The sequence below is a fragment of the Acetivibrio mesophilus genome (assembly GCF_004102745.1).
In the GTDB taxonomy this organism is placed as follows: domain Bacteria; phylum Bacillota; class Clostridia; order Acetivibrionales; family Acetivibrionaceae; genus Hungateiclostridium; species Hungateiclostridium mesophilum.
Genome location: NZ_RLII01000008.1, coordinates 1 through 23,656 on the forward strand (window position 1 = coordinate 1; position 23,656 = coordinate 23,656).

A 23,656-nucleotide genomic window follows, 5' to 3' on the forward strand; every position below is an offset into this window, starting at 1 on the left:
GTATTCTCTTTAGTAAGAGCCATAGCGATAACCTCCGTATGTGTTTTGTGGACACAAATATCATACTAGGTTTCTCGCTGTGGTTCTACTTTTTTTGCCCTGTTGCATTTAATTTTACAATGAACCAAAAGCATAATATACTTATATGTAAAAATGAAGAATTGACAAATGAAAAAAAGAAATATATAGTTTAATTAAGAGTCTAAAAGGGTTTCTATATGAAAGAGACTTTATCATGATATAGATTATTAATTATTACTTGGCTACTACAAGAAAACGGTTTCTGATTATAAATATATACAAGGAGGAACTTAAGCTCTTAGTTTATTAATCGTTCTAAATTGATTACGCGTAGGAGGAATATATATGAGTGAGGTCATTGTAATAACTTCCGGTAAGGGTGGAGTAGGAAAAACCACAACTACTGCAAATATCGGAACCGGGTTGGCACTTCAGGGTAAGAAGGTAGTTTTAATTGATACCGATATAGGACTTAGAAATCTGGACGTCGTTATGGGCTTAGAGAATAGAATAGTGTATGATTTGGTGGATGTTATTGAAGGTAGCTGTAGAATTAAGCAGGCTTTGATAAAGGACAAGCGTTTTGATGGATTGCATCTTCTCCCGGCAGCACAGACTAGGGATAAGTCTGCTGTAAACCCCGAGGGCATGATAAAATTATGCGAAGAATTGAGAAAGGATTTTGATTATATTCTGGTGGATTGTCCTGCCGGAATAGAGCAGGGATTTAAAAATGCAATAGCGGGAGCCGACAGGGCAATAGTTGTGACAACTCCTGAAGTTTCTGCTGTTAGGGATGCGGACAGAATAATTGGGCTTTTGGAAGCAAATGAGCTTAAAAATCCAAAGCTCCTAATAAACAGAGTAAGGCATGACATGGTAAAGCGTGGCGATATGATGTCGATAGATGACATAATAGATATTCTTGCTATAGACCTAATTGGAGTTGTGCCGGATGATGAAAAAATAATTGTTTCCACAAACAAGGGTGAGCCTGCAGTTACAGATAATAAATCTATGGCCGGAGAGGCTTACAGAGCTATCACAAGAAGAATAATGGGCGAGGATGTTCCTATGATTAATCTTGGGTCGGAAGATGGTTTTATGTTTAAAATCAAAAAGTTGTTTGGGTTAAAAGTAAATTGAGAGGATGAGACCTATGTTGCTAGATTTATCAAAGTTGTTTGGCAGATCCAAAAACTCGAAGGAACTTGCCAAGGAAAGGCTTAAGCTGGTGCTGATTCACGACAGAGCAAATGTTTCTCCTCAGTTTTTAGAGATGGTTAAAGGGGAAATCATTAAAGTCATTTCTAATTATATGGACGTGGACGAGGATTCATTGGATATTCAGATGACACGGACAAAGAGTGATGATGGAGATTCGGTTGTACCTGCACTGGTTGCCAACATTCCTATAAGAAGTGTCAAAAACAGCGGTAAATAAAACATTGGATGGGTTCTTATGAATATTGCGTTAATTGCTCACGACAAAAAAAAAGAATTGATGGCTTCATTTTGTATTGCATATAGGAGTATATTGAAAAATCATACTCTTTTTGCAACGGGTACGACAGGGGCAATTATAGTTGAAGCCACTGGACTGAATATCCATAAGTTTTTACCTGGGTTGATGGGTGAACAGCAGATTAGTGCCAGAGCAGCCTATAATGAAATGGATCTGGTTATTTTCTTCAGAGATCCCATTACAGCCAAATCCGATGAGCCGGATATACACTCATTGTTAAGAGAATGTGATATTAATAATATACCCTTTGCCACAAACCTGGGCACTGCTGAAATTCTTATAAGAGGTCTTGAAAGAGGAGACCTTGACTGGAGAGAACTAATTAACAAGTAAAGCGGAATTAAAAAGGACTCCGGCCATGTAAGGCCGGGTCTTTATCATTGCGATATCTATTCGAGTCTTGATTCCAGTTCATCATATACCTGTTCCGGTGACATTCCGGCAGCATCTATAATAATTGCATCCGTTTCGACATCGTCTATTCCAAGCATGTTTGAATCTAGGCCAGTTACCACAAAGGCATCAAATTCATCTATAAGACTTGTTATTTCTTCTGCATCTGCAAAGTCGATATTCTCAACTTCATATCCTTTTTCTGACAAAAACTCCTCTATGGGTCTAAGATTATCTTCTATTGCGATTCTATGCTTCACAATTTCACCTCCCAGTGTTTGCTAAAATAGCTTATTCCGTAACTTTCATAATATTAGAAAGCAACACCATTTAATATTATCTGTTTTGAAATTGTTAAATATAATCGGAAATAAATTCAGATTCGATTTATTGTAATATTCTCAGACCAAATCAAATATAATCAAAATATAACGAGGCGATGAATGAAGGATATGTATGCATTGCTGCAATGCGTAAAATAAACTTTATGAGGATGTGCTTGATATGGATGATATTGTTTTTAGACAAAGGTATCCAAGGCAGAGTGTACAGCAGAACATGAGAAAATCAAGAAGGAGCAAGAGGAGAAGAGAAAACGGAGAGCGTATTAACCTCGCTCAAAAGATTGCACTACAGACTGTTATATGCGTCTTTATCGTTTTGGTGGCAGCGATCATAAAGAATATTGATTCACCTATTACCAACTATTGCAAAGATAAGCTGCACGGAATGCTGTCCTATAATGTTGATATTAATAATGTATTTAGCCAGATTGACGATTTTTTGGCAAATGCCAAGAACACTGGCACCGATGATAATGAAGGCGGCATTATCGAATTGGACAGCAACAAGTCAAATCTGCGTGATTCTGGTGCTTTAGAGGATGAAAGCCAGATGGATAGAGAGGACAACGGTATGTATGTCAAATCTGCTGAAAGTATCTTGTCAAATGATGAAGAAGACAACAAAACAGATTCTTTAGATGCAACTGATTCTGAGAGCCTAAATTTCGACAATTCCTTTATTATTCCTGTGGGAGGCATAATACGAGCATTATACGGTGATAGAGTGGATGCAACCGAAGGGACGAAAGAGTTTCATCAGGGAATTGATATTCAGGCATTAAAAGGTACTCCTATAAAAGCTGCTGCGAAGGGAGAAGTAATAGAAGTCGGAGAAAGCCAAACATACGGAAACTATATTAAAATTAAGCATGGGAACGATATAGTATCGCTTTATGCCCATTGCTCGGCCATATTGGTAAGCAAAGGACAGAGCGTTAATAAGGGCGAGGCAATTGGAAAAGTGGGAAGTACAGGTACTTCTCAAGGACCTCATCTTCATTTTGAAGTATGGGAGAAGGGAGAACCGGTTAATCCCCTTGATTTCATACAACCATCATCAAATTAGAATTATGTAAAAATAAATAGTGATGTTCCGTGTGGGGTTGGAGAAATGAGGGATTTAATCGATTAAATTATTATTGATATGAAATGGGGATAATCATATTTTTATCAGAATTTTAAAAAAACCGTTTGAAATCAAGATTGACCCTGTTTTTTTGGTGCTGGTTGCAGCAATGTATTATAATGATCATCTAATAGAGTATTTATTGATTTTTTTTTCTATGGTAATTCACGAAGCAGCTCACATTGCAGCAGCAGTGATACAAAAAAGGATACTTGTCTCAGTGGGAATTACAGCTATCGGATTGAACGCTGTTATTGAAGAAAATCCGGATATGGAAGCAAATCGTTTTTTAATAAACATTAGCGGACCTATTGCAAATATTTTAATGTTTTTTAGTTGTATTATTATTGACACATATTATTTTAGTATTTGGGATAATATGCGTTTTTTTATCTATGCCAATATTTGTCTGGCTGTATTTAATATGCTCCCGATACTACCACTGGATGGTGGGAGGATATTTAGGGATATTCTCGTTTCAAAAATGGGTTTACTCAGGGGAAGCAAATACGCAAGAAGGATGTCTGTAGGATTCGCGGCAGTACTGTTAGTTTTGGGGTTTTTTCAATATTTGGTCAGTAAATATAATTTCAGCTTGATTTTAATCGCTGGATATATATTATATTTCCAAAAAAGTAATAGGGCGGAGGAGACATTAATGAATATCAAGAACCTATTGTTTAAACGTTCAAGATTTTTAAAGAAAGGAGTCTATCCAGGGAGGGAATTGGTGGTGCTGGAATCTATGCATCTAGGTGACTTGATAAAAAGCATGGACTTTGACAGATTTCATATAGTATATGTCGTTAATGAAAATATGCGTGTAGTCAGGGTGTTTACCGAACAGGAAATCATGGATAACATAATGAAATATAATTCGGATATAAGCTTTAAGGATTTGATGGAGACTATGGATTAACGGATATGAAAAGGGTATATACAATAATACCATGTGCATATACCCTTTGGGAGTTATCTAATTAATCCGGTGTTTATAAGGATTTCCTTGGTGGATTTGGGCCTGTTCATTGTGAGAAGATGTATTCCGTCCACACCATTATCAATTAAGTCCCGTATTTGATTGCTTGCATACTCAATACCGGCTTTGCGCATATCATCATCATTATCTCCGTATTTATCCATCATAATTACCAGCTTTGCCGGAAGGGATGCACCGCACAGAGATGTGATGCGTTTAATTTGGTCTGCCTTGAATATAGGCATTATTCCCGGAGTGATTGGACAGGTTATACCTATCGAAGATGTTTTGTCCAGAAAATCGTAATATATCCGGTTGTCAAAGAATAGCTGGGTCACAAGGAAATCAACTCCGGTGTCAACTTTTTGCTTTAGGTGGAACAGGTCATCCTTAAGACGTTTGCTATCCGCATGGCCTTCCACATAGGCTGCCGCGGCAATGCAAAAATCATTCTTACTTCTAATATGGGCAATGAGTTCATTTGCATATTGAAAAGCATTTTTACTAAAATCAAAATCCGGTTGATTTGCCGGCGGATCGCCCCTTAGAGCAAGTACATTTTCAAGATTATGCTCGGCAATAGCCTTTAACAGAGTATCTATTTCATCTTTAGAATGTCCTACACAGGTCAAATGTGCCATGCTTTCAATGCCATACTCATTTTTGATTTTGGATGCTATCTCAATGGTTCTGTCCTTTGCACTTCCTCCTGCTCCGTATGTAACGCTAATGAAGTCAGGCTTTAATTCTTTGAACTGCTCTAAAGTGCTGAATATGGACTCTATGGGAGTATCAAGCTTTGGAGGAAAGATTTCAAAAGATATAATCGGCTTCTTTTTTTGGAATAAATCTAATAAATTCATAATGACCTCCCGTAACAAAGAATTTATTTTATTACATTTGATATGTATTATATATATGATTATATATCATTAGAATTATTATAGCACAGAGCCTTGAGCTGTCAAGTTTGGCAAAAAAAAGATATCGATTCGAAGGAAGCTTATGGTTGCAGTATTGATGTATAATAGTTTATAATAATCTATAATAATTAATAATGGTCTTACAAGTATTTTTTGTAACAGGAGGACTATAATGCAGGGGATGAGAATAAAGTGGGGTAATGTAATAATATTTTTGCTTGTAATTGCTGCAGCAATTGCCGCCTTTTATTTTAAGGACTTACCAAGAAATGGTGTTCCTATTGACATAGTGGATAATGAAGATTGGCAAGTTCCTGAACCTACAAATGATGATATATTCGGTGACTATACTATGCCTGCAGATGATGAATTCACTATAGGACTGGACAGTTGGATTGGAGGAACCCCAATTCTAATCGGATTAAACAGGGGATACAACGACGACTATGATTTGGATTTGAGCATAAAATACATATCGGCCGATAGTGACAGAATACGGGCGTTAAGCGAGGGAAAAATTCATGCCACCGAGATGTCGCTACCGTCCTTCATGAGATTTCAGGAGCAATATCCGGATTCGGCAGTAATAGTGGGTATTACGGATTTTTCTCGCGGTGCAGACGGTATTGTTGCAAAATCCGAAGTAAAAGACCTAAATGATATGGAAGGCAGAAAAGTATCCTATGTTGCAAATGGTACCGGTAAATTTATATTAAACAAATTCTTAAGGCTGGTTGGTTTAAGATATCAGGATATTGAACCGGTTGAGCGGGAAGATATGTCAGAAGTAATCCAGGATTTAAGAACAGGATATTCGGATCTTATCGTATCATGGAGCCCTGACATGAATGTTGCTGTAAATGAAATAAATGCTAGAAATCCTAACTCAGTCAAACTTCTTATAACTACCGAAGAGGTTCCTAACTTGGTGCCTACCATGCTGGTTGTTAATAAAGACTATGCTGAGAGGAATCCCGATAAGGTAGTAAGCTTCTTAAGGACTTGGTTTGCTGCCTCGAAATATACGATAGAAAAGCCTGACAAAGCCTATGAGAAGCTTGCAGAATTGATGAGCCAAAATGAAGAATACGGACAGGTGAGCAAAGAAGAAGTTGAAGCATCTTTTAGAGATATTAGACTTATGTCCCTAAATGAAAATTTAGAATATTTCGGTATTGATGGCAGCAAAAGTAGGATAAAATCAATAATAGATGACACAGTTGAAACATGGAAAAGATATGGAGATATGAATAGAGAATTTGTTCCTTCAAATGATGTATTTAGTGAGGACTATCTGGGGAAACTGAGAAATGACGATGAACTTCTGGTGGGAGTTGTTGATGCCGAAGTTTCCGGAAACAGTTCTCAGACCGATGATAAAAAGAAGGAATTTAAGGAGCAGACCGAGCAAAGTATAGAGCAGAACACCGAAAGAGTAGCAAAAGTGGACATACCGCCTGTATATTATGATTCGGGAAAGGCTACGGTTAAGGCAGAATCCATTCCTGTACTTGATGAGGTACTGGATATTCTTTCTCAATTCCCCGAATACTATCTTATTGTTGATGCTCATACAGACTCTGTGGGAAGTGATGAAGCCAATCTTAAGTTATCAAAGGACAGGGCAGAGGAAGTAAAAAAATATTTGGTGCAAAAGGGTGTAGAAGAGAATAGAATAGTAGCAAGAGGTTGGGGAGAATACAGGCCTATAGTTGCAAATGAGGTTACTGAAGAAGATAAGGCCAAGAATAGAAGAACAGAATTTATTCTGACAAGAGAAATTGGAAATTAACATTATTTGGGAGTAATTTAATATATCGATTAAAGATTTGGAGGTAAAGTATGGCTTATGAAATCTAAAATGCTTATTAAGGCAGTTACTAAATTTAAAAATATTCTCTTGCTTGCTATAGTACTTGGGGTATTCCTTGTGACTGATAGTTTACCTTTCCTTTTGGTAGGAGCTGCGGGTTATATATACTTTATAATGCAGACCCTCAAGGATCCGGAGTTTATGAAAGAATTTAATAAGGCGATGCAATTTGAGGGTATACAGGACCTTAATCAGGAATGCGATAGGCTTTATCAAAATGTCTTTAGAAGACTGCCTGGAGGATTGAGGGACAGGATTAGGAATGTCTATAAAGAGAAGCAAGCTCTTGTGGCTTATTATGTACAGACCAACAGCGATCCTATAAAAGAAAGAATAGTAGAACAGGCATTAAATCTTGTTATTGTTTATTTGAAGCTTATGCATAACTATAATATCAGAATTAGGGAGGTAAATACTGTCAATGCCAAAAGATTCATAGATCGCATTAATGCCAACAAGAAAAAACAGGAGTTTCTTACGAATCAAAAGGCTATAGCAGATTTGCAAAGGGCTGTGGAGCTGGATGAAAAGATACTGGAGAGAATAAATAATGAAAAAAGTGAACTGCAAATGATAAGCTCCAAGCTGGACTATATTGAGAGTGCCATACTTATGTTTAAACACCAAATCGTATCCAATACAAACTCTGACCCTATTATTGAAGATATTGATAATGTGGTAAACGAGGCAATAGCTTTGGAGAGTGTATTGACATCTCACAGAAACGATAAACTCAGACTATAGTCAGAAGGAGGAAAGTTTATGGTGAACTTTACCTACAAAAATACCACCAAGATAATTTTCGGCAAAGGTACTGAACTAAAAGTAGGGGAAGAAGTTAAGCGGTATAGCACTAAAGTATTGCTCCATTATGGTGGAGGAAGCATAAAAAAGACTGGGCTATACGATAAAGTGATTAATTCTCTCAAACAGGCTGGGATTGAAGTAGTTGAGCTTGGAGGTGTCATGCCTAATCCAAGACTGAGCCTGGTAAACGAAGGGATAAGAGTTTGTCGCGAAAAAGGAATTGATTTTGTTTTGGCAGTGGGTGGGGGAAGTGCCATCGATTCGGCCAAGGCCATAGCAGTGGGCGTACCATATAATGGTGATGTGTGGGACTTCTTCTGCGGTAAGGCCTATCCCAAAGAAGCCCTCCCAATAGGGGTAATTCTGACCATACCGGCAGCAGGAAGTGAAGCAAGCCCCAACTCTGTAATAACCAATGAGGATGGGCTGTACAAACGAGGAATGTACTCTGAGCTTATAATGCCGGTATTCTCCATTATGAATCCGGAATTAACCTACACACTTCCCGAATACCAGACAGCATGCGGTACTGCAGATATTATGGCCCATATAATGGAAAGATATTTTACAAATATTACCCATGCGGATTTGACGGACAGACTCTGTGAGGCTACGCTCAAAACGATGATTAAGAATGTGCCTATTGTTTTGGACGAGCCGGAGAACTATAATGCAAGAGCAGAGGTTATGTGGGCAGGTACAGTTGCGCACAATGGGCTTTTGGGGACCGGAAGGATTGAGGATTGGGCATCCCATAATATTGAGCATGAAATCAGCGCTATTTATGATGTGGCGCATGGAGCCGGTCTTGCAGTGGTGTTTCCGGCATGGATGAAATATGTTTACAAAAACAACCTAAACCGGTTTGTACAATTTGCCGTAAGGGTATGGAATGTTGAAATGAATTTTGAGGAACCGGAAAGAACAGCCTTAGAAGGTATAGAGCGCTTAAAGAAATTCTTCAAGCAGATAGGTCTTCCTGTTTCCTTGACAGAAATGGATATATCTGATGACAGATTAGAGGAAATGGCATCAAAATGTACAAATGGTGGAAAGTCTACCATTGGCAGCTTTGTGAAGCTCAATCGTGAAGATGTATATAATATATTGAAGTTGGCAAGATAAACTAAACGAATTAAATTAATACGAGGCCAAATATATAAAGAGGACATTTAAGTCCTCTTTAACGTTTTTCTGCGATGAGGAACTTTATTTTGCAGCCCTGCTCAATATACATTCTTTCATGCTCGGTTTCGATATTCTTATCAAAGCCGCTTGCATGAAGGTCCTCAGTCAGATAAGCGATATGAAAACCGCATTGATCAAAATACCGTATAGAATCCTGAAATAAAATAGTATCATCGGTTTTAAACCAGATTTGACCATTGGCAGATAAAAATGCTCTGTACTGGTTCAACTGGTTGGGGTGCGTGAGACGCCTCGCTCTATGGGAATTTTTGTGCCAAGGGTTGCAGAAATTTATATAAATTCTGTTGATTACGTCATCCTCATTCAGCATTTTGCGAATGAGCATTATTTCGTGGGCCATAAGCCGGATATTTCGTGTATCGGCGTTAATTAAACTATATTCCTTCTCAATTTTTTCTTTTGCCAGAATCAGTACCTCATCTTTAATATCAACGGCAATAAAGTTTATATCCGGATTGGAAGAAGCAAGCTTTGATATAAAACCCCCTTTGCCGCATCCGAGCTCTAGCCATATCTCGTTGGAATTGCCGAATACTTCGCGCCATTTTCCTATATTTTCTGTCGGGTTGATAACAAAAAAACTGCATGCTTCCAGTGCAGGCCTTGCCCATGGTTTCTTTCTCAGCCGCATATTATTACCTCACATTACTCTTAAAATATACTGGATTTTAGTAAGCTCTATTTATGAAAATTATCGCTCCAAATTATTTTAAGACGGTTTATTTAAAAATGCAACCTATATATTTTGCTATATTTTGCATCGAGAAAAAATGTGGTAAAATCTCAGTTAGATGAGAATCTTGCCTAAAGAATCTCAAGAATAGCTAAAGGAGAAATACTAAAATAGATAAGGAGTGGGATAATGTTTGAAAGACTTAGTGTTAGAACTTCCGCAAGAACTGCAATGATTGATATAACTTCAAAGATTCGTGAAGTTGTGGAAAGGTCTGGGGTGAAATCAGGAATTTGTACTGTTTTTGTCCCCCATACCACAGCTGGAATCACGATAAATGAAAATGCAGATCCGGATGTGGTATCGGACATCTTGATGGAGGTAAATAAAATTATTCCCTTTGAGGATGGTTACTCCCACGGGGAAGGAAATTCCGCTGCTCATATAAAAGCAAGTATGTTTGGCTTCTCACAGCAGATAATTATTGAAAACTCAAGGCTGTTGTTGGGAACATGGCAGGGCATATATTTTTGTGAGTTTGATGGGCCGAGAAACAGAGAAGTATATGTAAAAATAACCTCATGATATGGCGATAGGACCTAATATTTACTTTTGACCTTTGGCTATATATTTCTTGACTATGAGGAACTGTTGTGATATATTTTAGTTGAAATTTGAATATCCTATAGATTGATTTATCTTCAGGGATAGGTGAGAATCCTTACCGGCGGTAGACAGTATTTGCTGTGAGCCCGCGAGCCTTTTGAGGCAGATCCGGTCAAAGCCCGGAGCCGACAGTGTGATGTGTTTGTTAATACATTAAGTCTGGATGGGAGAAGATAAGGTAGTTATTTTTGTTTACAAGTGACGCTCCCTGGGAAGATATCTCAAGGGGGCTTTGATTTTACGTTCTTATATATTTTGCAACAAACATTCTATATTGATTTTAGATTTTGCAAAATATATATAGTTTAAATAAGATGATGGTGATTAAATTGGGTGAAAATGAGTTTTTTATGGGAAGGGCCATTAAACTGGCAAAGTTCGGATGGGGAAAAACCAATCCAAATCCTCTGGTGGGAGCAGTTGTTGTTAAGGACGGAAGGATAATTGCAGAAGGCTACCACAGGGAGCTGGGATGTCCCCATGCTGAGGTGGAGGCATTTAATAATGCAAAGGAGGATGTCTCCGGTGGCACTTTATATGTAAATCTGGAGCCGTGTTCCCATTATGGACGGACTCCGCCCTGCGCTCAAAAAATTATTGATGTCGGGATAAAAAAGGTAGTTGCAGCCATGGAGGATCCAAACCCGAAGGTGTCGGGAAAAGGCTTTAAAATGCTTCGCGATGCAGGAGTTGAGGTAGAAGTTGGGGTCCTTGAGGAAGAAGCCATAAGGCTCAACGAAATATTTATCAACTACATTGTAAGAAAAAAGCCCTTTGTAATTTTAAAAACGGCAATGACATTGGATGGTAAGATAGCAACAGCTTCTGGAGATTCCAAATGGGTGACGGGCGAGAAGGCAAGAAATCATGTCCATGTGATAAGGGATAGGGTTGCAGCAATTATGGTAGGGATTAATACTGTGCTAAAGGATAATCCGTCTCTTACAACAAGGCTTAGTGATAAGGAAGGAAGCGATCCTATAAGGATAGTTGTAGACAGCAAAGGTTCAATTCCCCTTGACTGTAATGTTATTAATTCCGGTTCAAAAGCTGGAGTTATCCTTGCTACGACTTCACGTATTGAAAAGGAAAAGGAAGAGATACTAGTCGAAAAAGGGGTAAGAATTATTAAGGCGGATGGCGGTGACGGAAGAGTAGATCTTAAACATCTTATGGAGGAGATTTACAAGCTTGAAATTGACAGCATATTGTTAGAAGGCGGAGGTACGTTGAACAGTTCGGCTATTTCTTGCGGAATTGTAGACAAGGTAATGTGCTTTATTTCCCCAAAGATAGTGGGAGGGGAAAAGGCGCCAACATCTGTTGAAGGCATTGGAGCTTTAAGGATGTGTGAAGCCATAGGTGTAAAAAATATTAGTGTCATAAAATTTGGAGAAGATATACTTGTGGAAGGGTATATAAACTGATTTGAATCAGGAGGAAATTGTGTTTACAGGTATAGTAGAAGAAATTGGCATGATAAAGGAAGTAATTCCCGGCAGCAGGTCCATAAAATTGACTGTAAAGTGTGAGAAAATTATGGAGGATGTGAAGATTGGGGACAGTATAGCGGTGAACGGTATTTGCCTTACAGTTACATCCTTTGATCCAGGTGCCTTTACTGCCGATGTTATGCCCCAGACCATGAGAAAGACAAACTTGGGAAGGCTAAGGGCAGGAGAAAAAGTGAATGTTGAGAGGGCCCTAAGGCTTGTTGACAGGCTAGGGGGCCACATTGTCACCGGTCATATTGACGGTACTGGAGTGGTATCGTCCAAAGAAGAGGAGGATAATGCCATTTGGCTTGAGATATCTGCATCTTCTGACATATTGAAATATATTGTGGTCAGGGGTTCGGTTGCACTGGATGGTACCAGCCTTACTGTTGCATACGTGGATGAAAACAGCTTTAAGGTTTCCCTTATTCCCCATACGGCATCCGTTACAATACTGGGATCGAAAAAACCCGGTGATAGAATAAATATTGAATGTGATATGCTGGGAAAGTATGTTGAGAAATTGATGGGCTTTAATTCTCAAGGCAAAAAGGATGAAAAAAAGTCTTTGACCATGGACTTTCTAAGAGAGAACGGATTTGCATAAATCCAATATACGAAAATGATTATTCTAGGAGGAGTTTTTATGAAATTTGATACTATTGAATCCGCAATAGAAGACATTCGACAAGGGAAAATGGTTGTGGTAATTGATGATGAGGATAGAGAGAACGAAGGCGACCTGGTAATGGCGGCGCAGATGGCTACACCGGACGGAATTAATTTTATGGCGACTTATGGAAGAGGTATGATATGTGCACCGATGAGTGAGGCAAGAGCCAGGGAATTGGGACTGGAATTAATGGTAAGGAAAAATAGTGAGCATATGAGAACAGCCTTTACTGTGACAGTGGACCATAAAAGCTCAACTACCGGTATATCGGCTTTTGAGAGAGCCAAAACAATAAAGGAGCTTTCCAATCCTGATGCCAATCTTGAGGATTTTGTCAGACCGGGACATGTTTTCCCATTGATAGCAAAGGCAGGCGGGGTACTTAAGCGTGCAGGCCACACAGAAGCTGCTGTGGATCTTGCAAAATTGGCAGGACTTCATCCTGTTGGTGTAATATGTGAAATCATGAACGATGACGGAACCATGGCTAGAGCGCCGCAACTTATGGAGTTTGTGAAAAAACACGGACTCAAGATAATTACAATAGCAGATCTTATAAGATACAGAAGAAATAACGAAAAGCTGATAGAAAGGGCGGCGGAGGCAGAGCTTCCCACCGAGTACGGAGATTTTAAGATATTAGCCTATGAAAACGTTATAAATGGAGAGCATCATGTGGTATTGGTAAAGGGGGATGTGGCAAACTCTGATGAGCCTGTGATGGTGAGAGTACATTCGGAGTGCCTTACCGGAGATGCATTTCATTCATTAAGGTGCGACTGTGGCGAACAGCTCAATAGGGCTATGGAAATGATAGGAAAAGAGGATAAGGGTGTACTTTTATATATGAGACAGGAAGGCCGGGGAATTGGGCTTGTAAACAAGATTAGGGCTTATGAGCTTCAGGACGAAGGCAAAGATACTGTTGAAGCCAATGTGCTTTTGGGATTCCCTCCTGATCTTAGGGAATATGGTATTGGGGCTCAAATATTATGTGATCTTGGCATAAAGAAAATAAAGCTGCTTACCAATAATCCCAAAAAGCTGATTGGACTTGATGGTTACGGATTGGAGATTGTTGAAAGGGTACCCATTGAGATTAAGGAAAATGAAGTTAACAGTTTCTACTTAAAAACAAAAAAGGAAAAAATGGGTCATATGTTAAACAGTATAAACACAATAGAACATCAGGAGGAAGAGAAAAATGGGAATTAAGACAAACGAAGGAAAACTTATAGCTTCAGGTTTGAAATTTGGTGTGGTTGTAGGACGTTTTAACGAGTTTATCAGCAGCAAGCTTTTAGGAGGAGTGGTTGATGGACTAATAAGGCATGGCGCAGTGGAAGAGGATATTGAAATTTCATGGGTACCCGGAGCTTTTGAAATACCTTTGGCGGCGCAGAAAATGGCAAATTCAAAAAAATTTGATGCTATAATTTGCATCGGCGCTGTTATAAGAGGCTCAACACCGCATTTTGACTATGTGTCCAGTGAAATGTCCAAAGGAATTGCAAAGGTATCACTCGATACGGGAATTCCGATAGCTTTTGGCGTTCTTACGACAGATACCATTGAGCAGGCCATTGAAAGAGCAGGCACGAAGGTTGGAAACAAAGGTTATGATGCCGCAATTACAGCAATTGAGATGGCAAATCTGTTAAAGATGATATAGAAATAACACCAGAAGGGCCTTTAAAATAAGACCCTTCTTTTTATATTTTATGTGTTATTGATCTTCTTTGAACTTTTTAATAAAATCCTCCTGTTCCTTCTTAAGAAGAATCAGGTATTTTTTTAAAAGATTTGGGGTATGTACATCGGTATAATTGATTTTTAAACCATACTCATAATTATACTCATCTTTTACTTTTCTGATGATCATCGCCTTCAGATGTATGGGGATATCGGCGCGAATGTCGAACTTAAGCTCCTGATACAATGGAAAATCCTCTTTTGAGTGAATCATCATTCCGTTGAAGCTGATATTTTTTACGATGGCCAGGTACTTTTTCTGGGACTGACCGATTCTAGCTTCTGCGTACAACGATACGGGAAACCTTACAAAGACTCTTTTGTTTGACGTAGTCTCATAATTGTCCACCTTAAGCTCCAGAGTGTTTTGCTGTTTGTCCATACTGAGGGTTGTACAGCTCGAGATATAAACATCATTTTCCGATTCAGAGCCGAGAACTATAGGGTCTCCTTTTGAACAATTGAGGAGAGCGATATCTTCTATAAGCTTTAACTGTATCACATTGTTGTTTGATTGAAGTACCAGACTTTTAAAAAGCTTTGTACCGGAAAAATGACGTATAGATACGAGATCGCCAACTCTAATTTCCATGTTTATCACTCCATTATTTAAAGAAGTTTATTGATTTATTTATAAATTTGCAAGTTTATTGAACGAATAGCTATTAAATTATATACTCAGAAAGCCTGTAACACTTATAATATACCATAAAACCTGATAAAACAAAAAGAGCAAATTAAAAACATTTTATTAATCCAAGTGCATATTGCATGAATATTTGATTAAAAGACCTAATATTAATTACATTATAACATTAATTATCAATGATTAACATATATATTTTATTTTTTTTAATTTTTCTCTATAAATTCTGCAAGAAAAAAGAAGTTAAAAAAATTTTTTTTAAAATCCTTGACAAAGATCTTTATTGCAGTTATAATTACTCTTGCGAATTAGTTATGCGGGTTTAACTCAGCGGTAGAGTGTCACCTTGCCAAGGTGAAAGTCGCGAGTTCAAATCTCGTAACCCGCTCCAGAATTTATGTCAGGATAGCTTGAAAAAGTTATCCTGACAATGAATTAAACCTTTTTTAGTGAATTGAAAAAGGTAAAAATGAAAGAATTTAGGTTTTAGAATTGTTATTTGCGGGTGTAGTTCAATGGTAGAACATCAGCCTTCCAAGCTGATTGCGAGGGTTCGATTCCCTTCACCCGCTCCAGTAAAAGTTATGTACTTTAAGTTGTACATAGCTTTTTTATTTTGTCTTATAATTCCTACAAAAGAATCAAACTTTCAACTCTCATTCAACTTTCGTTCAATTTTCGTTCAATTTTTATTCAACTTTTGTTCCTCATGAAAGAAAATGATAACGGTATAATTAAACTGTGAACCTGTATCATAAGCTTAATTGTCCGAGTTCAATTGCTATGTTGAAAGGAAGGAAATATTATGTTTCACGAATATAAAATACGGATAGGAGGGTATGAATACCCGTACTACCTTTCTTATAATACTGAAATTCTTATTGGGAAATTAAGAGCCTTGGGAGTTTGCTCTGTGTTCATTGTGTATGACAACTCTATAAATAAAGATTACATAACAAGTTTAAAGAATTTGCTTATGGGTGAAATTAAATGCGAGAGTGTCGGTATAAGCGTTGGTGAACATAATAAGAATATTGATAAAGTAAGGGAAATATCCGAGTATTTGCTTGAATGTGGTATAGACAGAAAATCATGCATTGTTGCACTAGGTGGTGGAGTGCTCGGAAATATTGTTGGACTTGTAGCAGGATTGCTGTTTAGGGGAATCAGGCTGGTCCATATTCCTACCACTGTAATGGCTGCCACAGACTCGGTTTTGTCATTAAAACAGGCGGTGAATACCAAATTCGGTAAAAATCTTCTGGGAATGTTTTATAAACCGGAGATGGTTTTTACGGACTACTCCTGCTTTAAGAGTCTTTCAAAGCGGGATTACAATGCAGGACTGGTGGAATTGATAAAGAACCTCGTCTCTGTGATTCCAGAGCATATTGATGAGGTATATGGTATTTTAAATGACCGGGTGGAATACACCTTTGAAGAATTCAATCTCTTTTTAGATTTATCCATTCGGGCAAAATGCGGTCTTCTTATAAACGATATGTATGAAAAAAAAGATGGGCTTGTATTTGAATACGGACATACAGTTGGACATGCTGTTGAATTCCTTTCAAGAGGAGAGATAAGGCATGGCGAGGGAGTTGCCTTCGGACTGATGGTTGAAAGTGAGATAAGCCGGGAATTGGGTTATCTGAAAGAAGAAGAAGTAGATATACATTATAAGCTAATAAATAAAATCGGAATCATTGATCAGTTGACCCGTATAAATACCTATTCGGAAGAAGAAATCTGGAATGTTATGAAATATGACAATAAAAGGGGTTATTGTGAAGAAAACGAAGGGACTGTTCCCATGGTTCTGTTAAAATCCCTGGGAGAGTGCTACGTAGAGAACGGAAGTTATGTAAAGCTAGTACAGGAAGATATCTTTAAGATCAGTGTAAATAGAGTATTCAATAGAATAAGTGATTTTACATAGAGAATATTTTGTTGTCTTTAAGATTATATTTGGGGGATGTATAACAATGGAATTATACAGCAGTCTAGGAGATTTGCTTTTAAATAAAAGCGACGACAAGGGTATCACTTTTATTTCCCGGGAATTTGATGAAGAGTATATTTCATACAAAGATTTATGCCAAAGAGCCCTCGGAATTCTGTACGATTTGCAGGATAGAGGCATTAAGAGGGGCTGTGAGTTGGTGTTCCAGCTGGATAATTGCAGGGACTTTGTTTTATGCTTCTGGGCATGCATACTTGGGGGAATTATTCCCGTTCCTGTAGCGGTCGGCAATAATCAGGAACACAGGCTTAAGTTATTCGGGATATGGGATATGCTTAACAATCCGTATCTTATAACGGATATAAAGGGAATTAGAGTTCTTGAAAAAGCCATCGATGACGGTTTAAGCATCGAAAAAATTGAAAGTATAAAGAAAAGAACCATCCAAATTGACGACATAGGTAATTCAACAAGGGGTATCGGGGACATATACCAACCCTCTTTAGAGGACACAGCTTTTATACAGTTTTCTTCAGGCTCGACGGGACAACCCAAAGGGGTAGTTCTGAGCCACCGAAACTTGTTGACTAATATAGATGCAATTATTACAGGCTCTAGCACCACCGAGGCAGATTCAACCCTCAGTTGGATGCCTCTGACTCACGACATGGGTCTCATTGGATTTCACATATCTCCTGTTGCCGCAGGAATAAATCAATACATTATGCCTACATCCCTGTTTATCCGCAATCCTGTGCTTTGGCTAAGAAAGGCGAATGAACACAGGATTACTTTGCTCTCATCTCCTAATTTTGGATATAAATATTTTCTTGAGTTTTACAGGCCTGAATCTGCAAAAGACTGGGATCTGTCCCATATTAGGCTGATATTTAACGGAGCTGAGCCTATTTCAGTGGATTTGTGCCAAAAGTTCTTGGGGGAGATGCACAAGCATGGGCTGAAATCAAATGTAATGTTTAATGTATATGGAATGGCAGAAGCTAGCCTTGCGGTGACTTTTCCGCATCCGGGAGAGGAACTCGAATCCATAAGACTAGATCGTAAGTCTTTGTCTATAGGAGACACAATCAAGGAGAACATTGAAGGGCAAGATACAGATGTTATTGAGTTTGCCGACCTGGGATTTCCGGTAAAGGGTTGTTCTGTACGAATTTGTGATGACTTTGGAAAGGTCCTTAATGAAAATACTATAGGGAATATAGAAATAAAGGGCGAGAATGTGACTTCAGGTTATTACAACAACAGCAGTGCTTCAGCGAAGGCAATAGGGATTGACGGATGGCTGAATACAGGGGACCTTGGTTTTATTAGAAAAGGCAGATTGATAGTTACCGGTAGAGCAAAGGATGTAATATTTGTTAACGGACAGAACTATTATGCCCATGATATTGAAAGAGTTTCAGAGGAAGTAGACGGGATAAAAATGGGTAGGGTTGCAGCTATCGGTGTATTTAATACCCATACGCAAAAAGATGACATAATAATTATGGTTTTATATAAGAAGAAGCTTGAGGATTTTGCTGAATTGGCAGTAAATATTAAAAAACAGATATATTTAAAAATGGGATTGGAAATAGCCAATGTGATACCAGTTTGGGATCTTCCCAAAACCACCAGCGGAAAGATTCAAAGATACAGGCTTAAGGAAATGTACCAAAAAGGAGAATTAGATTCTGTTATTGCAAGTCTTGAAAAGCTTCTTGGCGAATTCGGTGACGAAAAGGTTTTTGATGCTCCTCAGAGCGAGATGGAAGAAGGGCTTCTGGAAATCTGCCGGAGAGTATTGGACGCTGATAGTATTGGAATGGAGGATAACCTTTTTGAAAAGGGAGTAGATTCACTAAAGGCATCCCTTTTAGTTGCTAGAATTCATAAGCTTTTTAATGTGGAGATTTCACTAGAGGAGTTTTTTGGATTCCCTACAATAAGAGGCCTGGCTGGATATATTGAAGCCGCAGAGGAAAGGGCTTACACCTCAATTGAGAGTATTGCAGAAAACAGTTGTTATGAGGTAACTCCAGCGCAAAAGAGGCTTTTTGCACTGGATAGAATTGAAGGAGCAGGGACAAGCTACAACATTCCGGCTGCTTTGATGATTGAAGGAAATATTGACATACCAAAGCTTCAGCGGGCATTTGAAGAGCTAATAAGAAGGCATGATACTCTCCGTACTTCCTTTGAAATTGTTGATAGCGAGCCCGTTCAGAAGATACATAAAAATGTTGAATTCAGTGTAAAAGTTGTGGAGGGAATAGATGCCGGACTTGATAATGATAGCGAGGACATCAAAGATCAAATAGATAGGTTGGCAGATAATTTTATTAAACCCTTTGACTTAGCAAAAGCTCCTCTTATTAGGGTACAAATAGTAAGGCTGTCAGAGCAAAGACATATTCTGCTTTTGGACATGCACCATATAATATCGGATGGAACATCCATGGGTATTTTGGTTAAGGAGTTTGTAAGCCTTTACAAGGGAGAGAAACTAAAAGATTTAAGTGTGCAGTATAAGGACTATGCCGGATGGAAGAAGAGTATGGAAGAAGGGGATGCTTTATTAAAGCAAGAGGGCTACTGGTTAAGTAGGTTTCATGGGGAGATTCCGGTTCTTACTCTGCCTCTGGATTTTCCAAGGCCTGCAGTTAGGAGTTTTGAAGGAGATAGAATATGGTTTGAAATTGACAGTAGCTTAAAGCAAAGGCTCAAGGAATTGGGGACCAAAAAGGGAGCAAGCCTTTATATGGTTTTATTGGCTGCATACAACATATTGCTGTCCAAATATTCCGGTCAGGAGGATATAGTTGTTGGTTCACCAATAGCCGGGAGGAATCATCCTGATACGGAGAATATTGTGGGAATGTTTGTAAACACCTTGCCGCTAAGGAATTTCCCGGAAGGCAACAAGACCTTCTCCAATTTCCTTGACGAGGTGAGAAGAGATACATTAAGGGCTTATCAGAATCAGGACTATCAGTTTGAACAGCTGGTGGAAAAGCTGGGTGTAAAAAGAGATATGAGCCGAAACCCAATTTTTGATACAATGTTTGTTCTTCAGAACATGGAAATACCTGAAATAGAAATAGAGGAAGCAAGGTTCGTAAGGCATAACCTTAGGAATAAAGCAGCGAAGTTTGATATTACTCTGGAGGCGGAAGAAAATAGGAATGGGATAAGCTTCAGTCTGGAGTACAATACCGGTATTTTCAAGAGGGGGACAATAGAAAGACTTGCCCGTCACTTTAATAAAATACTGGAGGAGATTGCAAAAAACCCCCATAAAGAAATTTATAAGATTGACATGCTGGATAAAGAGGAAAAAGAGCAGATTCTTGTGGACTTTAACGACACGAAGAAAGAATACCCCAAGGACAAGACCCTGAGCCTGGTATTTGAGGAGCAGGTGGAAAGGACACCTAATGCGGTGGCGGTAATCTTTGGGGAAGAAAAGCTCACATACCTGGAGCTTAACCAAAGGGCCAATTCTTTGGCAAGGGTGCTGAGGCAAAAGGGTGTAGGCAAGGAAAGTATCGTAGCAATAATGCTGGAGCGTTCCACAGAGATGATGGTGGGGATACTGGCAGTATTGAAGGCAGGAGGTGCCTACCTTCCGATAAGCCCGTCGTATCCGGAGGAAAGAACCCGGTATATGCTGGAGGATAGCGGCACATCCCTTCTATTGACGAAAGAGGGGGGCTATGGGAAGAAATTTGAATTTTCTTTGGACCTTACGATACTGGACCTGGATGACCGTTCGTTGTACATGGGAGATGGATCAAACTTAGGTCCGGTAAATGACTCCGGAAGCCTTGCCTATGTGATATACACCTCGGGATCAACCGGGAAACCCAAGGGAGCTATGATAGAGCATTATTCTGTAATAAACCGCCTAAGCTGGATGCAGAATAAGTACCCCATAGGAAAAGAGGATACCATCCTTCAAAAAACTCCTTATACCTTTGACGTATCGGTGTGGGAGCTGTTCTGGTGGTTTTTTGTAGGGTCAAAGGTATGCTTCCTTGAGCCGGGCGGGGAAAAGGACCCGGGAGCGATAATTGATGAAGTGGAAAAGAATGATATAACCACCATGCACTTTGTTCCTTCCATGCTGAATATGTTTTTGGAGTATCTGGAGGAAGAAAGCGGATTGGAAAGGATTGCGAGCTTAAGACAGGTGTTTGCAAGCGGAGAGGCCTTAGGGACAAAGCAGGTGATAAGGTTTAACCGGCTGGCAGGAAAGAGACATGGTACAAGGCTCATAAATCTATACGGACCTACAGAGGCAACAGTCGATGTGTCTTACTTTGATTGTCCTTTGGGCGAAGAGATTGATCTTGTGCCCATAGGAAAGCCCATAGACAATATACGGCTGTACATAGTGGATCGGTACAACAACCTCCAACCGGTGGGAATACCGGGAGAGCTCTGTATAGCAGGGGATGGAGTAGGAAGAGGCTATTTGAATCGGCCCGAGCTTACCAAGGAGAAGTTTGTAACAGATCCCTTTACCGGTTTGGGCAGTAGAGAGAACGGGACTACATCGAAAGAGGTCATGTATAGAACCGGGGATTTGGCAAGGTGGCTTCCCGACGGCAATATAGAATACTTGGGAAGAATAGACCACCAGGTAAAGGTAAGGGGCTTTAGAATAGAACTGGGAGAGATAGAAGAAGAGCTTATAAAGCATGAGGATATAAAGGAAGCGGTGGTAATGGCAAGGGAAGATAAGGATGGCGGCAATTACCTTTGCGCATACATCACAGCGGACAGGGAAATTACTCCTGCAGAGCTTAGGGAGCATTTGACGAGAAACCTTCCGGAATACATGGTTCCGTCCTACTTCATGATGCTTGACAAAATGCCGTTGTCACCCAACGGAAAGGTTGACAGAAAGGCACTTCCTATGCCTTCAATCAATATAGATACTGAAGTTGAGTATACCCCTCCAGGCAACGAAATTGAGCACAAGATGGCAATGGTGTGGGAGAAAGTACTTCGACTTCCGAAGGTTGGAATCAATAATGACTTTTTTGAATTGGGAGGAGACTCGATAAAGGCAATACAGGTAGTTTCCTTGCTGGCACGGGAAGGAATAGATATTGAGGTAAAGGATATTCTTGTATATCGTACGATTGCAGGAATCCTCCTTAATGTGAAACCGAAGAATTTAAAGAACTACGGACAGGGAACTATTGAAGGAAGCTTTGGCAAAACGCCTGTGGTTGGCTGGTTCTTTAGCAGAGAATTCGACGACCCCGGTTATTATAATCAATCGGTTTTACTTAAGATGAAGAGGAAAATAGATATTACAAATCTCGAAAGGGTGTTTAAAAAGATAATAGAACACCATGATGCCTTGAGAATAAATTATTCGGCGGAAGATAAAAGACTGTATTATAATACCCGCCATCTTGAGGAGGATTTTAAAATTGAGACCTTTGATATTTCGGGTCTTGCGGAAAATGAACAAAAAGAAGCAATGATAAATATAGGGGAATCCCTTAAGGCGGGTTTTGATATAGAGAATGGACTTTTGATTAGGGTAGCTCTAATCAATTTTAACGAGAATGACACAAGACTTCTTATCACAATGCATCATCTGGTGGTTGACGGGGTTTCTTGGAGGATTATACTAGAGGATCTGTACACTGTATCTAAAGCAATAGAAAGGGGCAGTGAGATAATCCTTCCTCCAAAGACGGCTTCCCTCAAAGAGTGGTATGAAAAGCTGGATTCATTAAAGGATAGTTCAAAATTTCACGAAGAAAAAGAGTTCTGGCTTTCCAGTGACAGCGTTGAATTTAGGCTTCCGGAAGATTTTGAGACTTCGGATTCGAGCCTCAATACCGGTGCGGTGATTGAAGGAAGACTTGACATAGAGGAGACGGAAAAGCTCCTAAAGGATGCTCACAAGGCCTATAACACCAATGTGGAAGATATCCTTTTGATTGCTTTGGCAAAGACAATAAGGGAGTGGACAGGTCAAAGTGAAATGGTAATAGAGACAGAAAGCCACGGAAGGAACATCGATGATATTGATGTTTCCAGGACGGTGGGATGGTTTACCGCCATATACCCTTTAAAACTTGAGATTACCCGGGAGGATGTCGGGGAGCAGATAAAGGAAATAAAGGAGCAGATAAGATCGGTTCCTCAAAAAGGCATAGGGTACGGAATACTTAAATATTTAAGCCATGCTATACCGGAAAAGAGAGACATTGCGGAAATAAGGTTCAACTACCTCGGACGATTTGACCAAGAGGGAGACAATGATATTTTTGCTTATTCTATCATGAGTACCGGAAGGGATATTAGCATCAACAACTCTATGGCGGCAAAAATAGAGATAAATTGCATGGTAGTAAACAATGTGTTTAAAATAGATATTCTTTTTAGCGAAAAGATGTACAGGAAAGAAACCATGGAAGGTTTTAGAGACAGATACATGAAAAACCTTAAGGATATAGTAGAATATACAACTGCAACCCAGGAAGTATTTTTTACTCCATCAGACTTTGAGACACTAGATATAAATCAGGAAGATTTGGATATGTTGCTTGGTTAGAAAT

Annotated in this window: 19 protein-coding genes, 2 tRNA genes and 1 riboswitch; of the genes, 17 read left to right on the forward strand and 4 right to left on the reverse strand. The window is 39.1% G+C overall.

Annotation, left to right across the window (positions count from 1 at the left end; translation table 11 throughout):
- Positions 1 to 366 precede the first annotated feature (366 nt).
- The 3 genes from minD to EFD62_RS08235 are packed head-to-tail and all read left to right on the forward strand — an operon-like array spanning position 367 to position 1,879.
- A complete protein-coding gene (minD, locus tag EFD62_RS08225; protein WP_069194382.1) occupies positions 367 to 1,167 on the forward strand; it encodes a septum site-determining protein MinD in 801 nt (266 codons plus the stop codon).
- A 13-nt stretch (positions 1,168 to 1,180) separates the two neighbouring features.
- Positions 1,181 to 1,465, forward strand: coding sequence for a cell division topological specificity factor MinE (minE, locus tag EFD62_RS08230; protein WP_069194381.1), 285 nt, complete (start codon positions 1,181 to 1,183; stop codon positions 1,463 to 1,465).
- A gap of 18 nt (positions 1,466 to 1,483) precedes the next feature.
- Positions 1,484 to 1,879 (forward strand): methylglyoxal synthase, encoded by a 396-nt coding sequence (locus tag EFD62_RS08235; protein ID WP_069194380.1) that lies wholly within the window; start codon positions 1,484 to 1,486, stop codon positions 1,877 to 1,879.
- A gap of 56 nt (positions 1,880 to 1,935) precedes the next feature.
- Here the strand turns inward: EFD62_RS08235 and EFD62_RS08240 are convergent, their stop codons facing one another.
- Positions 1,936 to 2,199, reverse strand: coding sequence for a YkuS family protein (locus EFD62_RS08240; protein WP_128705960.1), 264 nt, complete (start codon positions 2,197 to 2,199; stop codon positions 1,936 to 1,938).
- A 244-nt stretch (positions 2,200 to 2,443) separates the two neighbouring features.
- On the opposite strand from EFD62_RS08240, the gene EFD62_RS08245 reads away from it, so the two are divergent.
- Together EFD62_RS08245 and EFD62_RS08250 are read left to right on the forward strand one after the other, a co-directional pair.
- Positions 2,444 to 3,349, forward strand: a complete 906-nt coding sequence (locus EFD62_RS08245) for a M23 family metallopeptidase (RefSeq protein ID WP_069194378.1) — start codon at positions 2,444 to 2,446, stop codon at positions 3,347 to 3,349.
- Between the two features lie 169 nt (positions 3,350 to 3,518).
- The gene (locus EFD62_RS08250; protein ID WP_069194377.1) at positions 3,519 to 4,328 is read left to right on the forward strand and encodes a site-2 protease family protein; all 810 of its coding nucleotides are present in this window, start codon (positions 3,519 to 3,521) and stop codon (positions 4,326 to 4,328) included.
- Positions 4,329 to 4,381: 53 nt separating this feature from the next.
- On the opposite strand, the gene metF is transcribed toward EFD62_RS08250, so the two are convergent.
- Positions 4,382 to 5,251 carry a methylenetetrahydrofolate reductase [NAD(P)H] gene (gene metF / locus EFD62_RS08255; RefSeq protein ID WP_069194376.1) on the reverse strand — a complete coding sequence of 290 codons (870 nt, stop codon included), beginning with the start codon at positions 5,249 to 5,251 and terminating at the stop codon, positions 4,382 to 4,384.
- Positions 5,252 to 5,483: 232 nt separating this feature from the next.
- On the opposite strand from metF, the gene EFD62_RS08260 reads away from it, so the two are divergent.
- From EFD62_RS08260 to EFD62_RS08270, 3 genes are read left to right on the forward strand one after another with little or no spacing between them, the layout of a single operon-like run.
- Positions 5,484 to 7,103, forward strand: a complete 1,620-nt coding sequence (locus EFD62_RS08260) for a phosphate ABC transporter substrate-binding/OmpA family protein (protein ID WP_069194375.1) — start codon at positions 5,484 to 5,486, stop codon at positions 7,101 to 7,103.
- A 57-nt stretch (positions 7,104 to 7,160) separates the two neighbouring features.
- Complete coding sequence (locus EFD62_RS08265; RefSeq protein WP_069194374.1) at positions 7,161 to 7,928, forward strand: hypothetical protein; 768 nt, start codon at positions 7,161 to 7,163, stop codon at positions 7,926 to 7,928.
- 18 nt (positions 7,929 to 7,946) lie between these two features.
- Entirely contained in the window at positions 7,947 to 9,116 is a 1,170-nt protein-coding gene (locus EFD62_RS08270; protein WP_069194373.1) for an iron-containing alcohol dehydrogenase, read from the forward strand.
- A 58-nt stretch (positions 9,117 to 9,174) separates the two neighbouring features.
- On the opposite strand, the gene trmB is transcribed toward EFD62_RS08270, so the two are convergent.
- A complete protein-coding gene (gene trmB, locus EFD62_RS08275; protein WP_069194372.1) occupies positions 9,175 to 9,831 on the reverse strand; it encodes a tRNA (guanosine(46)-N7)-methyltransferase TrmB in 657 nt (218 codons plus the stop codon).
- 231 nt (positions 9,832 to 10,062) lie between these two features.
- Between trmB and EFD62_RS08280 the strand changes: the two genes are divergently transcribed.
- The 5 genes from EFD62_RS08280 (at position 10,063) to ribH (ending at position 14,380) form a co-directional block, all read left to right on the forward strand.
- Entirely contained in the window at positions 10,063 to 10,458 is a 396-nt protein-coding gene (locus tag EFD62_RS08280) for a secondary thiamine-phosphate synthase enzyme YjbQ (protein WP_069194371.1), read from the forward strand.
- 108 nt (positions 10,459 to 10,566) lie between these two features.
- Positions 10,567 to 10,718, forward strand: a riboswitch (FMN riboswitch).
- A 171-nt stretch (positions 10,719 to 10,889) separates the two neighbouring features.
- The gene (gene ribD, locus EFD62_RS08285; RefSeq protein WP_235832601.1) at positions 10,890 to 11,966 is read left to right on the forward strand and encodes a bifunctional diaminohydroxyphosphoribosylaminopyrimidine deaminase/5-amino-6-(5-phosphoribosylamino)uracil reductase RibD; all 1,077 of its coding nucleotides are present in this window, start codon (positions 10,890 to 10,892) and stop codon (positions 11,964 to 11,966) included.
- A 19-nt stretch (positions 11,967 to 11,985) separates the two neighbouring features.
- A complete protein-coding gene (ribE, locus tag EFD62_RS08290; protein WP_069194370.1) occupies positions 11,986 to 12,642 on the forward strand; it encodes a riboflavin synthase in 657 nt (218 codons plus the stop codon).
- 39 nt (positions 12,643 to 12,681) lie between these two features.
- The gene (locus tag EFD62_RS08295) at positions 12,682 to 13,923 is read left to right on the forward strand and encodes a bifunctional 3,4-dihydroxy-2-butanone-4-phosphate synthase/GTP cyclohydrolase II (RefSeq protein ID WP_069194369.1); all 1,242 of its coding nucleotides are present in this window, start codon (positions 12,682 to 12,684) and stop codon (positions 13,921 to 13,923) included.
- On the forward strand, positions 13,913 to 14,380 hold the full coding sequence (ribH, locus tag EFD62_RS08300) for a 6,7-dimethyl-8-ribityllumazine synthase (RefSeq protein ID WP_069194368.1): 468 nt from the start codon (positions 13,913 to 13,915) through the stop codon (positions 14,378 to 14,380). The genes EFD62_RS08295 and ribH overlap by 11 nt, the downstream gene beginning before the upstream one ends.
- A 54-nt stretch (positions 14,381 to 14,434) precedes the next feature.
- Here ribH and EFD62_RS08305 read toward each other — a convergent pair whose 3' ends face one another.
- Positions 14,435 to 15,052 (reverse strand): PilZ domain-containing protein, encoded by a 618-nt coding sequence (locus EFD62_RS08305; protein ID WP_069194367.1) that lies wholly within the window; start codon positions 15,050 to 15,052, stop codon positions 14,435 to 14,437.
- A gap of 370 nt (positions 15,053 to 15,422) precedes the next feature.
- Here EFD62_RS08305 and EFD62_RS08310 point away from each other — a divergent pair.
- The 4 genes from EFD62_RS08310 to EFD62_RS08325 all read left to right on the forward strand — a co-directional run bounded on the left by EFD62_RS08310 (position 15,423) and on the right by EFD62_RS08325 (position 23,652).
- Positions 15,423 to 15,497, forward strand: a tRNA-Gly gene (locus tag EFD62_RS08310).
- 110 nt (positions 15,498 to 15,607) lie between these two features.
- Positions 15,608 to 15,681, forward strand: a tRNA-Gly gene (locus EFD62_RS08315).
- Positions 15,682 to 15,911: 230 nt separating this feature from the next.
- Positions 15,912 to 17,045 (forward strand): 2-deoxy-scyllo-inosose synthase, encoded by a 1,134-nt coding sequence (locus tag EFD62_RS08320; protein ID WP_069194366.1) that lies wholly within the window; start codon positions 15,912 to 15,914, stop codon positions 17,043 to 17,045.
- A 46-nt stretch (positions 17,046 to 17,091) separates the two neighbouring features.
- The gene (locus tag EFD62_RS08325; protein ID WP_128705961.1) at positions 17,092 to 23,652 is read left to right on the forward strand and encodes a non-ribosomal peptide synthetase; all 6,561 of its coding nucleotides are present in this window, start codon (positions 17,092 to 17,094) and stop codon (positions 23,650 to 23,652) included.
- Positions 23,653 to 23,656 lie beyond the last annotated feature (4 nt).

Bases quoted from the DNA above. Each gene is read 5' to 3' on its own strand.
- EFD62_RS08235 (WP_069194380.1), top strand. From the start codon at position 1,484: ATGAATATTGCGTTAATTGCTCACGACAAAAAAAAAGAATTGATGGCT.
- EFD62_RS08305 (WP_069194367.1), bottom strand. From the start codon at position 15,052: ATGGAAATTAGAGTTGGCGATCTCGTATCTATACGTCATTTTTCCGGT.
- minE (WP_069194381.1), top strand. From the start codon at position 1,181: ATGTTGCTAGATTTATCAAAGTTGTTTGGCAGATCCAAAAACTCGAAG.
- metF (WP_069194376.1), bottom strand. From the start codon at position 5,251: ATGAATTTATTAGATTTATTCCAAAAAAAGAAGCCGATTATATCTTTT.
- ribD (WP_235832601.1), top strand. From the start codon at position 10,890: ATGGGAAGGGCCATTAAACTGGCAAAGTTCGGATGGGGAAAAACCAAT.
- EFD62_RS08280 (WP_069194371.1), top strand. From the start codon at position 10,063: ATGTTTGAAAGACTTAGTGTTAGAACTTCCGCAAGAACTGCAATGATT.
- EFD62_RS08325 (WP_128705961.1), top strand. From the start codon at position 17,092: ATGGAATTATACAGCAGTCTAGGAGATTTGCTTTTAAATAAAAGCGAC.
- EFD62_RS08265 (WP_069194374.1), top strand. From the start codon at position 7,161: ATGAAATCTAAAATGCTTATTAAGGCAGTTACTAAATTTAAAAATATT.
- EFD62_RS08270 (WP_069194373.1), top strand. From the start codon at position 7,947: ATGGTGAACTTTACCTACAAAAATACCACCAAGATAATTTTCGGCAAA.
- EFD62_RS08250 (WP_069194377.1), top strand. From the start codon at position 3,519: ATGTATTATAATGATCATCTAATAGAGTATTTATTGATTTTTTTTTCT.
- minD (WP_069194382.1), top strand. From the start codon at position 367: ATGAGTGAGGTCATTGTAATAACTTCCGGTAAGGGTGGAGTAGGAAAA.
- EFD62_RS08245 (WP_069194378.1), top strand. From the start codon at position 2,444: ATGGATGATATTGTTTTTAGACAAAGGTATCCAAGGCAGAGTGTACAG.
- EFD62_RS08320 (WP_069194366.1), top strand. From the start codon at position 15,912: ATGTTTCACGAATATAAAATACGGATAGGAGGGTATGAATACCCGTAC.
- EFD62_RS08295 (WP_069194369.1), top strand. From the start codon at position 12,682: ATGAAATTTGATACTATTGAATCCGCAATAGAAGACATTCGACAAGGG.
- EFD62_RS08260 (WP_069194375.1), top strand. From the start codon at position 5,484: ATGCAGGGGATGAGAATAAAGTGGGGTAATGTAATAATATTTTTGCTT.
- trmB (WP_069194372.1), bottom strand. From the start codon at position 9,831: ATGCGGCTGAGAAAGAAACCATGGGCAAGGCCTGCACTGGAAGCATGC.
- ribH (WP_069194368.1), top strand. From the start codon at position 13,913: ATGGGAATTAAGACAAACGAAGGAAAACTTATAGCTTCAGGTTTGAAA.